Origin of the sequence: Falsiroseomonas sp. (assembly GCF_030695085.1) — a bacterium.
In the GTDB taxonomy this organism is placed as follows: Bacteria; Pseudomonadota; Alphaproteobacteria; order Acetobacterales; family Acetobacteraceae; genus Falsiroseomonas.
Genome location: NZ_JAUYTS010000059.1, coordinates 1 through 12477, shown reverse-complemented (window position 1 = coordinate 12477; position 12477 = coordinate 1). Strand labels below are relative to the sequence as shown.

Sequence of the window (12477 nt, the reverse complement as noted above, 5' to 3'; positions counted from 1 at the left end):
GCAGGTCAGCATCAGGCCGGATTGCTTGAAGGGCTGCGCGATGTTCACCAGCGGCACGCCACGCTCCCGGCTGGCCAGCGCCGCCGGCATCCACTCCACCACCACATCGGCACGGCCGCCGGCCATGATCTGCGGCGGGGCGATGTCCGGTCCACCGGCATTGATCCGCACGTCGAGGTTGGCGGCACGGTACATGCCGCGCGCCTGCGCCACGTAGTAGCCGGCGAACTGCGCCTGGGTGACCCACTTCAGCTGCAGGGTCACGCGTTCTTGCGCCTGTGCCGCCGCGGCACCTGCCAGCAGGCCGAGGCCTACCAGCCCACTCAGAATGGCTCGTCGCATAGCTGTCTCTCCTGTTGTCATGAGCGGACCGAAGGGTGCCAGAAGGTCGCGGCGCGCTCGGCCAGGGCGACCAGCCCGTAGAATGCCGAACCCGCCACCGCCGCGACAATGATTTCCGCCCAGACCAGATCGAGCGCGAGTTTCGCGGCCTCCGTCGTGATGCGGAAGCCCATGCCGTAGGTCGGGCTGCCGAAGAACTCCGCGACGATCGCGCCGATCAGCGCCAGCGGCGCGTTGACCTTCAGCGCGGTAAAGATGAACGGCAGGGCCGCTGGCAGTTTCAGCAGCCACAGCGTCTGGCCGGGGCTGGCGGCGTAGCTGCGCATCAGGTCGCGCTCCAGCGCACCGGCGGCGGCGAGGCCCGCCACGGTGTTCACCAGCATCGGGAAGAAGGTCATGGCGACGACGACGGCGGCCTTGGACGGCCAGTCGAAGCCGAACCACATCACCATGATCGGCGCGATGCCCACCACCGGCAGCGCCGCCACCAGATGGCCGAGCGGCAACAGGCCGCGCCGCAGGAACGGCACCCGGTCCGCCACCAGCGCCAACATGAACCCCGCACCGCAGCCGATGGCGTAACCGGCCAGTACTGCCTTCAGGAAGGTCTGCGTGAAATCCTGCCACAGCAGCGGCCCGGCGGAGGCCATGCGCAGCGCGATGGCCGAGGGTGCGGGCAGCAGCACCATCGGAACGCTGAGGCCGACCACCAGTACCTCCCACAGCGCGAGCAGCGCGGCGCCGAACACAAGCGGTGCGCCGAGCGAAGGCAGGCCGCGTTCCGGCGCATCACCCAGGCGCTGCACCAGCCAGGCGGCCAACCCTGTTGCCGCGATGACGCTGGTCCAGAACAGCGCCCCTGCTGCCCCGGCATGCGCGGCCACCGTCAGTGCGCCGAAGCTGGCGATGACGGCCAGGGCCAGCAGCGCCGTCACGCCCGCATGCCCATGCGTCGCGCCACGGCGCGTTCCGCCGCGCCCAGGGCGCCGACCAGCGTGGCGGAAAGGATCGCGGCTGCCACCAGGGCCGCCCAGATCTGGATGGTCTGGCCGAAATAGGACCCTGCCAGCAGCCGTGCGCCGAGCCCCGCCTGCGCCCCGGCCGGCAGCTCCGCCACGATGGCGCCGACCACCGCCGCGGCCATCGCCACCTTCAACCCGGCGAACAGAAAGGGCAGGGAGGCCGGCAGGCGCAGCTTCCAGAACATCTGCGCCGGTGTGGCCGACCAGGTTCGCATCAGGTCCCGCGCCATGGCATCCGGCGCGCGCAGCCCCTTCACCATGCCGATGGCGATGGGGAAGAAGCACAGATAGGCGGCGATGATCGCCTTCGGCAGCAGCCCCTCAAGCCCCATGGCACCAAGCGCTACGATGACGATCGGCGCCAGCGCCAGCACCGGCACGGCCTGGGAGGCCACGATCCACGGCATCAGGCTGCGTTCCAGCGCCCGGATATGCACCACCGCGACGGCCAGCAGCACGCCAACGGCCGTGCCCATGCCGAAGCCCACCAGCGCGGCGGAAAGCGTGACCCAGGCATGATGCACCAGGCTGCGGCGAGAGGTGACGGGCAGCGTGGCGGTGCTGCGCCACAGCTCATCCAGGATCTGGTGCGGCGCGGGCAGCAGCGGGCGGGCGTGGTTCAACGTCAGGCGGACCATGTCCATCAGGCCCGGCGTGGCGCCGGCGCGCGCCTGCGTATCCGCCACGACCTGCCAGTTCATCCAGATGGCACCGCCATACCACAGCAGGATCAGGCCGGCGCAGATGGTCAGTACGGGCAGGAGGTTCCTAGACATCGTAGGAATGGCCGGCGCGCAGCCCTTCGCGCACCCGCTGCGCGATGCGGAGGAATTCGGGCGTTTCGCGGATTTCGAGCGGACGGTCGAGGCCGAGGTCGCAATCAATGATATCCGTGATTCGCCCCGGTCGAGGCGACATCACGACAATGCGGGTGGAGAGGAAAACCGCCTCCGGAATCGAATGGGTCACGAAGACCACCGTCTTCCGGGTCGCGGCCCAGAGCTTCAGCAGCTGTTCGTTCAGATGGTCCCGGACAATCTCATCCAGCGCGCCGAAGGGTTCATCCATCAGCAGCAGCCTGGGCTCGAAGGCGAGCGCACGCGCGATGGAGGCGCGCTGCTGCATGCCGCCGGAAAGCTGCCACGGGAACTTGCGCTCGAAGCCCGAGAGGTTGACCAGCGCGAGCTGCGCCTTTGCCCGCGCCGCACGCTCCGCACGCGGAATGCCCATGATCTCCAACGGCAGCATCACATTGCCCAGGACGGTCCGCCACGGATAGAGCGCCGGAGCCTGAAAGACATAGCCATAATCCCGTGCCAGCCGCGCCTGTTCCGGCGTGCGGCCATTCACCGCAATGCTGCCGCCGGTTGCGTGTTCGAGGTCGGCGATGACGCGGAGCAGCGTGGTCTTGCCGCAGCCGGAGGGTCCGATCAGGGAAATGAACTCCCCCGGCGCGATGTCCAGGTTGACGTTGGACAGCGCCTGCACCGGGCCGTCCCGCGTGGTGAAGACAAGCGACAGGTCGCGGGCGGCGATGACGGGTTCAGCCACGCTGTGTAATCTCGAAAAGACGGGAGGGGCCGAGTGGCATTTCCAGGATCTCGATGCCCCGCGCCGGCAGTTGCAGCGCATCCTCGATCGCCTGCGCGAACAGCGCGCCGACCGGGATGGCACCCGCCTCACCGGCGCCCTTCACCCCGAGCGGATTGAGGGGGGAGGGCGTGACGGTGTGTTCCAGCCGCATGCGCGGCACGTCGAGTGCTGTGGGGATCAGGTAGTCGGCCAGGCTGGCGTTCAGGAGCTGGCCATTCTCGTCCCAGGCGAGTTGTTCAAAGAAGGCGTTGCCGATGCCCTGTGCGACGCCGCCATGAATCTGTCCTGCGAGGATCAGCGGATTGATCACCGTGCCGCAATCATGCACCACCACATAATCCAGGATGGTGGGGCGCAGCGTGCCGGCATCAAACTCGATGATCATCGCATGCACGCCGCTCGCCGTGGCGCCGCTGGCGGGTCCGAAATAGCTGGTGGCCTCGAGCCCGGGCTCGGTGCCGGGCGTGACGGCGCCGCGCATCGGGTTCGCCAGCCCCGCCAGTTTGCCGAGCGTGATGGCATGGTCGGGCACGCCGGCGACATGCACCTTGCCGTCCGCGAGGACGAGGTCTTCCTCCGCGCATTCGAAATGCGCCGCCGCTGTCTTCAGGACCTTCTGGCGCACCACCTTCGCCGCCTCATGCGCCGCGCTGCCCGCCACCACGGCGCCTCGGCTCGCAAAGGTGCCGACGCCCCAATAGAACTGGTCGGTATCGCCGGTCGTCACCTCCACATCCCGCACATCGACGCCGAGCTGCTCGGCGACCACCTGGGCGAAGGCGGTGGCGTGGCCCTGGCCCTGGCTGCCGATGCCAGTGGCGAGGCTGACCTTGCCCGAGCTCTGCACCTGCACCTTCGCGCCCTCATAGGGGCCGATGCCGGTACCCTCGACATAGCAGACCAGGCCAAGACCCAGGCTGCGCCCGGCCGCGCGTGCCTCCGGCTGCACCCGCGCGATGAAGTCCGCGTAGCCGATGGCAGCCAGCGCCTTGTCGAGGATCGGCTCGTAGTCGCCGCTGTCATAGCTGAGGCGCGAAAAATCCTGGTAGATCACGCCCTGGTCGAAGGGGAAGGCGTCGGCCGGGATGAAATTGCGCCGCCGGATTTCCGCGCGGTCCAGCCCCAGTTCCCGTGCCGCCAGATCCAGCAAACGCTCCATCACGAAGACGCCGTGCTGCCGACCGGCGCCGCGATAGGGCGTGACCAGCGTGCGGTTGGTGAAGACGGCGGTGAAGCGGCTGTCATAGGCCGGCACAACGTAGCAGCCGAGCAGCGTGCACTGGCTGTTCAGCGGCACCGTCAGCCCATAGGGGTCATAGGCACCGGTATCGTGCAGGAACACATCCTTCACGCCGAGGATCTTGCCCGAGGCATCCAGCGCGATTTCGGCATCATGGATCTGGCTGCGTTCATGCGTGGTGGCGAAGAAATGCTCCAACCGGTCCTCGATCCATTTCACCGGCCGGCCGAGGCGCATCGCGGCCCAGGGCACCAGCACTTCCTCGGGGTAGAACATCATCATCTTCGGCCCGAAGCCGCCGCCGATATTTGGCGCGACGACGCGCACCTGCCGCTCGCTCAGCCCGAGCATGCCCGCGAGCCCGTTGCGGATGACGACCGGCGCCTGGGTCGTGTCCCAAACCGTCAGCCGATCCGCGCGCGGGTCCCATTGCGCGACCACGCCGCGCGTTTCCATCGGGATGGAGGCGCCGCGGTCATAGGTGAAGCGGCGCTTCAAAATGAGATGCGCGGCGCGGGCCGCCGCGTCGTAGTCGCCGCGCGCCTGATGCACCTCTGCCGCGACATTGGTGCCGAGATCAGCGTGCACATACGCTGTACCGGATGCGAGCGCGGCCTCAAGGTCACCGACCGCGGGTAGCGTTTCCCATTCCGCGGAGATGTCGCCCACGGCGTCCTCGGCGATGTAGCGGCTCGCGGCGATCACCATGGCGACGGGCTCGCCCACATGGCGCGCGGTGTCGCGGACCAGCGGGACCTGGCAGCGTTGGTTGAACACCATCCCCGGCACCGGCGGCGGGGGCACCAGCAGCGGTCCTGGCTGCCAATAATCGCCGAGATCGGCCGCGGTCACCACGGCCACCACGCCTTCCCGCGCACGCGCCGCCGTGACGTCGAGCGACACCAGATGCGCATGCGCATGCGGGCTGCGGAAGAACGCCACATGCAGCAGCCCGGGCAGTTCTACATCATCGACGAACAGCGCCTCGCCACGCAGCAGGCGCGGGTCCTCGTTGCGGGTCAGCGGGCGGCCGAAGCTGTTCATGCGTTTGGCTTTCGCTGCTCCGCAGCTCGGGCCGCCCGCAGCACGGCGTCGACGATGTGCTGGTAGCCGGTGCAGCGGCAGAGATTGCCGGACAGGGCCTCTCGCACCTGCGCCTCATCCGGCTTCGGGTTTTCCTCGAGGAAGGCGGTCATCGTCATCAGGATGCCAGGCGTGCAGTAGCCGCATTGCAGGCCGTGCGAATCCTGGAACGCCTGCTGCAGCGGGTTGAGCTGGCCCGGGCCGGGGGCGAGGCCCTCCACGGTGCGAAGCTCATGCCCCTCCGCCTGCACCGCAAAGGCTAGGCAGGCACGGGCGGGTGCGCCGTCCCACAGGATGGTGCAGGCGCCGCAGACACCGTGCTCGCAGCCGACATGGGTGCCGGTCAGGCCGCAGTCGTGGCGCAGGAAGTCGCTCAGCAGCAGGCGCGGCTCGACATCCCGCGTGTGGTTGGCGCCGTTGATTCGGACAGTGATCTTCATGCCGCACGCTCCGCGGCCAGGGACAGCGCGCGTGTCACCAGCACGCCGGCCAAGTGGCGCTGATAGGCGGGCGAGGCCTGAACGCTGCCCATCGGGTCGATCTCGGCCCCGACCAGCGCCGCGGCTGCGGCGAAATCCCCGGCGGTCAGGCGGGTGCCGAGCAGGCTGGAAGCGGCGCGGTCCGCCGCCAGCGGAACCGGCCCGGCGCTGCACAGCGTCAGTCGCGCCGCGGCGCAGCGCCCATCCGCCCCGCGCCGCAGCACCGCCGCGACGCCCATCATCGCGTAGTCGCCGCGACGCCGCGCCACTTCCAGAAACGCCGTGCCGCTACCGGGCGGCAGGGCAGGGATGTGGATTTCCGCCAGCATCTCATCCTCCGCCAGCGCGGTCGCCAGCGGGCCGAGGAAGAAGTCCCGCGCCGCGACCAGCCTTTCGCCGCCCTTCCGGCGCAGCAGGAAGCGGGCTGCCAGCGCAAGCATCACCGCCGGCATCTCGCTCGCCGGATCGGCGTGGCACAGGTTGCCGGCCAGGGTGCCGCGGGTTCGGATCTGCGGATGCGCCACCTCCGCCAGCGCCTCCGCCAGCATTGGCAGGCGGCGGGCCACGTCGGCATCGCGTTCGATACGCCGGTAGCGGCACATCGCGCCGATCACCAGTGTGCCATCGGCGGTAAAGCCGAGCGTATCGAGCGTCGCTATGCGGTTCAGATCCACCAGCACCGCCGGCTGCGCCACCCGGAAGTTCATCGCGGGAACCAGGGATTGCCCGCCGGCCAGGAAGCGCGCCTCGCCGCCATGCTCGGCCTTCAGCGCCAGGGCTGCCTCCAGTTCATCCGGCGCATGCCAGGCGAAGGGGGCCGGCTTCAAATCGATATCCTCATGGCGCGACCCTGCCAGAAGCGCCCCGTGGCGGGCCAGAGCCGTTTTCCAATAAGGGCGCCCATCGGCAGCGCTTCTGCCCGCCGCTTGCACAGGCTGCGCGCCGCGTGGTCAGCTTGGCGCCATGCCTCTCGCCTATCTCGCTGGTCCCGACGTTTTTCTGCCCGACGCCCTGGCGCAGGCGGCCCGGAAATCCGCGATCTGCGCCCGGCATGGCATCACCGCCCTGCCGCCCCTGAACGAGGACGTCGCCTCCCTGGCGGCCATGCCGGAGGCCGAGGCGTGGCGGGTTATCTTTGCCAAGGACCTGGCGATGATGGAGCGCGCCAATCTGGTGATCGCCAACCTCACCCCGTTCCGCGGCGCCTCCGCCGATGCCGGTACGCTGGTGGAGCTAGGCTGGTTTCTCGGGCGGGGCCGGCCGATCTTCGGCTATTCCAACAGTGCCACGCCCTTTGCGGCCCGCAGCTTGCTGCAGACGGCGGCGGTGCCGGACCCGATGGCAGGGCTGACGGTGGGCGGCTTCGGGCTGCCGGATAATCTCATGATACCCGGTGCCGTGGAGCATTCCGGCGGTCTGCCCATCTTCCTGCCGCCGGGCGGCGCAGATCTGCCCTTCGATTCGCTGGAGGTCTTCAGCCTGTGCGTCGCCGCCGCCGCGGCGCACCTGGCGCGATAGGCGGTTCCGCCAGATTGGCGCGAGCGCGCCGCAGCAGATCGAGCAGGGTGTCGACCTCCGCCGCGCTCATGCCGCCGAGCGCCTGGCTGATCACCGCCTTGGCTTCCGGCAGCAGCGTGCCGCGCAGGGCGCGGCCGGCATCGGTCAGGCGGATATGCACCTTGCGGCGGTCTTCCTCGCTGCGGTCGCGGATGATCCAGCCGGCTTCCTCCATGCCGCGCAGGGCGATGACCGCGGTGGGTTCCTGCATGCCGATGCGCTGCGCCAATTCGCGCTGGGTCAGGCTTTCTTCCTCCCACAGCACGCGCAGGAAATACCAGGCGCCGAGCGTGGCGCCGCTGGGCTGGATGCGGGCCTGGAGGTTGCGCTGGATGCGACGGTTCAGATCCCGCACCAGGTAGCCGAGGCTTTCGTCGAAAGGCAGCGCCGATTCGCGGTCGCTCATGCGCGGGGTCGGTTCGCCGCGGCGGTCAGGGTCGCGATCAGGTCCTGCTCCGCCGCCGCGGCACTGGCATAACGGGGCGCGGTGCTGACGAAGGGGGAGGCGGCCTCGGCGGGCAGGAAAACTTCCAGGAAGAACAGGCCGGTGGCGGTGTCCTGGCGCGGCTCGATTCGGAGGGTGGGCATCGTGTCACTTGTCCTTCGGCGCCACCTGGTGGTGCAGCGCGACCTCTCGGCCCTCGCGGGCGGATTGCAGGATGGCGAGGCAGGCCTCCAGCGTGGCCATGCCCCAGGCGCCGTCATGCAGCGGCGGGGTGCCATCCAGCACGGCAGCACAAAGCTCGTCCAGCACCTCCCCACGCGGCACCGCGGGCAGCGGGGTCTTGCGGAGCAGGCGAGTGGTGTCGCCGTGGATCTCCACGCCCTGCGCGGTCAGCCGGAGGTCGGCCCGCTCGCAGCTCGCGATCACCAGGCCGAACTGGTTGTGGAAGCGCGGCGGCTCGGCCGGTGGCAGGCCGGGGGGGTGGCCGGGGGCGCCATAGGTGCGGGTCGCCTTCAGCGCCGCCTCGGCCGCCGCATCAGGCAGGCCCGCCAGGGCGGCGCGGGCCATGCCGTGGCGGGACGGGTCCTTCGGCTGTCCCATCTCCCCCACCCAATCGAGGAACACATCGCTGTCGAAGCGGCCATAGCCGGAATAGGTCAGGCTGGCGGTGCAGCCATTCTCGAAATCGAGGAAGGCGGTATAGGCGCCTTCCGTCGGCCGCGCCGGGTCCCAGGCGCCGGTCGCGGCACGGACCGACCGGACCAGGCCGCCGCCGAGCAGCCGCACCACATCCACCTGATGCGCGCCCTGGCTGAACACCACGCCGCCGCCCTGGCTGGTGTCCAGCTCCTCCGGCCGGCGCGGGCGGTACAGGAAATCGGTGTAGTTCAGCGCGGTGATCATGCGCGGCGCGCCGTATTCCCGGGCGGCGATCATGCGGCGCGCGGCCAGCACCGGACCGTCCTGGCCATGGCTGTGGCCCAACAGCAGCCGCACCCCGGCGGCCCGGGCGCGTTCCACCATCGAGGCCGCTTCCGCCAGCGTCACCGCCAGGGGTTTCTCCACCAGCAGGTGTTTCCCGGCATCCGCCGCACGTGCCACCTGCGCCGCGTGAAACTGGTGCGGCGTGGCCAGGTAGATCGCCTCCACCTGGCGGTCCTCGCACAGCGCGCCGAAATCGGCATAGGCGGGCGCGTCGAAATCGGCGGTGAAGCGGATGCGCGCCTCCGGCCGCGGATCGGCGCAGGCGACGAGCTGGATGCGCGGGTGGTGCGCCAGGCTCGGCAACATCAACATGAAGGCGCGGCCAAGCCCCGCCACGCCGAGCCGCAGCCGCCGCGCCGGCTCCGGCGGGCGCAGATCCAGCTCCGGCGCAGCCTCCCGCGTCACAGGTCGAGCACCAGCGTGTCGCAGCCCGGTGCGGCGCGGGAGACGCAGGGCAGTATGGCCATGGCCTTCTCATGCTCCATCAGCACCAGGTCGCGATGATCAACCTGGCCCGAGACCAGCCCGGTGCGGCAGGACCCGCAGGTGCCGCTTTCGCAGGAAAAGGGCACGGCATGGCCGGCCGCATGCAGCGCCGCCAGCAGGGTGGTGCCCGCCGGAACGGGGATTTCGGTGCCCGAGCGCGCGAGCCGCGCCGTGAAGGCCACATCATCCGGCCGCTTCTGCCCGCTGCCGGCCGAAAAATCCTCGAAATGCACGGCGGCGGAGGACCAGTGGCCGGTCATGTCCCGCACCGCCTGCATCAGCCCGCGCGGCCCGCAGCAATGGATGTGCCGGCCCTTCGGCTGTTCCAGCAGGGGCCACAGGTCGAAGGCGCGGTCGGGATCGCCGCCATCATGGTGGATCGTCACCTTGCCGCGGAAGGGCTGAAGCTCCGCCAGGAAGGCGGTCTGCGCGGCGGAGCGGGTGAGGTAGACCAGCTTCCAGGGCGGCCCGCCCACCGCTTCCAGATGCCGGATCATCGCCATGATCGGCGTGATGCCGATGCCGCCCGCGATGAACAGCCGCGCGGCCGGGCGCCCCGCCAGCGGGAAATCGTTCCGCGGCGGCGCGCAGGGCAGCAGGTCGCCGGCCTTTACCCCATCGCAAAGCGCCACCGACCCACCCTGGCCCGCCGCATCTCGCTTCACCGCGATGGAATAGCCCGCCGTCTCGCCGGGGTCGGAACACAGCGAGTAGCGCCGTTCCACCCCCCCTGGCACCTGCACCCGCAGATGCGCGCCAGCGGTGAATTCGGGCAGATCCGCGCCGGACGGATGCGCTAGGTCGAAGCGGAAGATATCCTCCGCAATGCGTTCGGCGGCCAGGACTCGCAGCGGGGTGAAGCCGTCTTCCAATGCCGCCATCCTCTCAAAGTCCGGAAAATACTTAGAAAGCTAATCAAACCGGGTCAACCGCCCTGGACAGCCCAAGGCCCTCGCCGCATATCTTAGCGACCTAAGCATATGGGAGGGACCGCCATGCTCACCCAGGACGAAAACGACCTGCTCTGCCGCGTCACCGGCGATGCCCCGATGGGCCGGCTGATGCGAAGCCACTGGCTGCCGGTCTGCCTGTCGGAGGAGGTGGAGGAGCCGGACGGCAAGCCCGTACGGGTGCAGGTGCTGGGCGAAAAGCTGGTGGCCTTCCGCGACAGCGAGGGCCGCCTCGGCCTGGTGGCGGAGGCCTGCCCGCATCGCAAGGCGTCCCTCTATTACGGCCGCAACGAGGAAGGCGGCCTGCGCTGCCTGTATCACGGCTGGAAGATCGACGTGGAGGGCAACGTCCTCGAAATGCCGAGCGAGCCGCCGGAGGCCTGCGCCGCCGCCCGCTTCAAGCATCCGAGCTTCCCGGTGGAGGAGGCCGGTGGCTTCGTCTGGGCCTTTCTCGGCGACCGCGCCGACATGCCGGCATTCGAACCGCCGCCCTTCGCGCCGACGCCGGAGACGCGCGTCGCCATCGGCAAGACCATGGTGCCCTGCAACTGGGCGCAGATCGTCGAGGGGCAGATCGACAGCGCCCACTCCTCCTCGCTGCATTCCTCAGACATGGTGCCGGCCCGCGTTGGCCGGGCCGGGGCGAATGCAAAGAACTGGACGCGGCCATCGACGGACAAGGCGCCGAAGCTGCAGGTGCAGCTGACCTCCTACGGCTTCCGCTACGCCGCCATTCGCCGGCCGATCGCCAATGCGGCAACCCATGACTATGTCCGCATCACCACCTTCGTCGCACCTGTCACATCGCTGATCCCGCCCAATGCCAGCTACAACGTGGCGCAGGTGACGGTGCCGATCGATGACCACCACAGCTGGTTCTATTTCATGGCCTGGGGCGAAGGGCCGGACGTGCCCTCCACCGAGGACTGGCGCAAATTCCTGGCGCTGCAGCCGGGCATCGACGTGGATGCGGAGTGGCAGAAGAACCGGGTGCGCGAGAATGACTACGGTCAGGATCGCCGCCTGATGGCGCTGGGCAATTTCACCGGCATCAAGGGCATCCCGGCGCAGGACATGGCGATGTGGGAGAGCATGGGCCCGATCGCCGACCGTACCACCGAACGCCTCGGCGCCAGTGACGTCGCCATCGTGCAATGGCGCCGCCTGATGATCGAGGCGGCGCGCGCCCTGGCCGAGGGTGCCCCGGCACTCGGCCGGACGGAACCGCGCGTGCCGCTGAAGGATATCTCAAGCTTCGAAGGCGTGGTGCCCAAAACCACAGATTGGCGGAGCTTCGGGACGACGGAGATGGAACGCAGCCTGTTCGTCGACGCCCCGTCCCAGATCGCGGCGGAATAGCAGGTGACGAAACTCCAGCTTTCTATCGCCATCGGCCCCTATGACCGCATGCGCCCGCTGGTGGATGGGGAGGTGCAGATCGATGCGGTCGATCCGCAATTCATGCTGCTGGAGCCGGAGGAGATCTTCTTCCGCGCTTTCCGGCATGAGGCCTTTGACATCTGCGAATTGTCGCTGTCCTCCTACGCCGTGCGGGTCGCCAAGGGGGACTCTCCCTATGTCGCCGTGCCGGTGTTTCCCTCCCGCGCCTTCCGTCACACCTGCATCGTGGTGCGGACCGATCACGGCATTGCGCGGCCGGAGGATCTGCGCGGGAAGCGCATCGGCATCCCGGAGTATCAGCTCACCGCCAATGTCTGGGCGCGGGCGATCCTGGAGGAGGAGCATGGCGTTCGCCCCGAGGAGATCACCTGGGTGCGCGGCGGCTACGACACGCCCGGCCGGGTCGAGAAGATTCTTCTGCAGCTCCCGCCAGGCGTGAGGATCGAGAATGCGCCGGAAGGGGCCACGATTTCCGGCATGCTGTCGGCGGGCGAGCTGGACGGTGTGATGGGCCCACGCGCGCCCTCCTGCTTCGAGCGTGGTGAGCCACATATCGACTGGCTGTACCCGGACCCGACCGCCGCCGCGCAGGCCTGGTTCCGCAAGACCCGCATCTTTCCCGTCATGCATGTGCTGGGGGTTCGGAAGACCCTGGTGGACCGGCACCCCTGGCTGCCCGCGGCAGTCCAGAAAGCCTTTGAGAAATCCAAGGCCGTGGCGCTGGCGAGGCTGGCCGACACCTCCGCCACCAAGGTCACGCTGCCCTTCGTGGAGGAAAATCTGCGCGCCGCCCGCAAGCTGATGGGCGATGACTTCTTCTCCTACGGACTGACAGCGAACCGCCACGTCTTCGAATGGTTCCTGCGCCACCACCATGCCCAGGGCCTGTCGAGCC

At 69.1% G+C, this 12477-nt stretch carries 14 protein-coding genes; 3 read left to right on the top strand and 11 right to left on the bottom strand.

All coding sequences use genetic code 11. The features are described 5' to 3' along the window. From Q8S40_RS07330 to Q8S40_RS07300, 7 genes are all read right to left on the bottom strand, one after another. On the bottom strand, nt 1–342 hold a 342-nt coding region (locus Q8S40_RS07330; RefSeq protein ID WP_305669859.1), incomplete at its 3' end, for an ABC transporter substrate-binding protein. Between the two features lie 17 nt (nt 343–359). Beyond that, nucleotides 360–1277 (bottom strand): ABC transporter permease, encoded by a 918-nt coding sequence (locus tag Q8S40_RS07325; protein WP_305669858.1) that lies wholly within the window; start codon nt 1275–1277, stop codon nt 360–362. Beyond that, nucleotides 1274–2140, bottom strand: coding sequence for an ABC transporter permease (locus Q8S40_RS07320; protein ID WP_304807404.1), 867 nt, complete (start codon nt 2138–2140; stop codon nt 1274–1276). Before Q8S40_RS07320 ends, Q8S40_RS07325 begins: the two co-directional genes overlap by 4 nt. Next, entirely contained in the window at nt 2133–2915 is a 783-nt protein-coding gene (locus tag Q8S40_RS07315) for an ABC transporter ATP-binding protein (RefSeq protein WP_305669857.1), read from the bottom strand. The genes Q8S40_RS07320 and Q8S40_RS07315 overlap by 8 nt, the downstream gene beginning before the upstream one ends. Next, nucleotides 2908–5241 (bottom strand): xanthine dehydrogenase family protein molybdopterin-binding subunit, encoded by a 2334-nt coding sequence (locus Q8S40_RS07310; protein WP_305669856.1) that lies wholly within the window; start codon nt 5239–5241, stop codon nt 2908–2910. The genes Q8S40_RS07315 and Q8S40_RS07310 overlap by 8 nt, the downstream gene beginning before the upstream one ends. Beyond that, nucleotides 5238–5720, bottom strand: a complete 483-nt coding sequence (locus Q8S40_RS07305) for a (2Fe-2S)-binding protein (protein ID WP_305669855.1) — start codon at nt 5718–5720, stop codon at nt 5238–5240. Before Q8S40_RS07305 ends, Q8S40_RS07310 begins: the two co-directional genes overlap by 4 nt. Beyond that, on the bottom strand, nt 5717–6586 hold the full coding sequence (locus Q8S40_RS07300; RefSeq protein ID WP_305669854.1) for a xanthine dehydrogenase family protein subunit M: 870 nt from the start codon (nt 6584–6586) through the stop codon (nt 5717–5719). The genes Q8S40_RS07305 and Q8S40_RS07300 overlap by 4 nt, the downstream gene beginning before the upstream one ends. Nucleotides 6587–6722: 136 nt before the next feature. On the opposite strand from Q8S40_RS07300, the gene Q8S40_RS07295 reads away from it, so the two are divergent. Continuing rightward, nucleotides 6723–7277, top strand: coding sequence for a nucleoside 2-deoxyribosyltransferase (locus Q8S40_RS07295; RefSeq protein ID WP_305669853.1), 555 nt, complete (start codon nt 6723–6725; stop codon nt 7275–7277). Here the strand turns inward: Q8S40_RS07295 and Q8S40_RS07290 are convergent. Genes Q8S40_RS07290 through Q8S40_RS07275 form a run of 4 tightly spaced genes read right to left on the bottom strand, consistent with a single transcriptional unit; the run spans nt 7234 to nt 10112 of the window. Continuing rightward, nucleotides 7234–7722, bottom strand: a complete 489-nt coding sequence (locus tag Q8S40_RS07290) for a MarR family winged helix-turn-helix transcriptional regulator (protein ID WP_304807415.1) — start codon at nt 7720–7722, stop codon at nt 7234–7236. The genes Q8S40_RS07295 and Q8S40_RS07290 overlap by 44 nt on opposite strands. Next, complete coding sequence (locus tag Q8S40_RS07285; protein ID WP_304807417.1) at nt 7719–7904, bottom strand: hypothetical protein; 186 nt, start codon at nt 7902–7904, stop codon at nt 7719–7721. The genes Q8S40_RS07290 and Q8S40_RS07285 overlap by 4 nt, the downstream gene beginning before the upstream one ends. A gap of 4 nt (nt 7905–7908) precedes the next feature. Further along, nucleotides 7909–9150, bottom strand: coding sequence for a Gfo/Idh/MocA family protein (locus tag Q8S40_RS07280; RefSeq protein WP_305669852.1), 1242 nt, complete (start codon nt 9148–9150; stop codon nt 7909–7911). Further along, nucleotides 9147–10112 (bottom strand): PDR/VanB family oxidoreductase, encoded by a 966-nt coding sequence (locus Q8S40_RS07275; RefSeq protein ID WP_305669851.1) that lies wholly within the window; start codon nt 10110–10112, stop codon nt 9147–9149. The genes Q8S40_RS07280 and Q8S40_RS07275 overlap by 4 nt, the downstream gene beginning before the upstream one ends. A gap of 114 nt (nt 10113–10226) precedes the next feature. Between Q8S40_RS07275 and Q8S40_RS07270 the strand changes: the two genes are divergently transcribed. Then, entirely contained in the window at nt 10227–11540 is a 1314-nt protein-coding gene (locus Q8S40_RS07270) for a Rieske 2Fe-2S domain-containing protein (protein WP_305669850.1), read from the top strand. Between the two features lie 3 nt (nt 11541–11543). Further along, nucleotides 11544–12477: PhnD/SsuA/transferrin family substrate-binding protein (locus Q8S40_RS07265; protein ID WP_305669849.1), on the top strand; the 934-nt coding region annotated here is incomplete at its 3' end.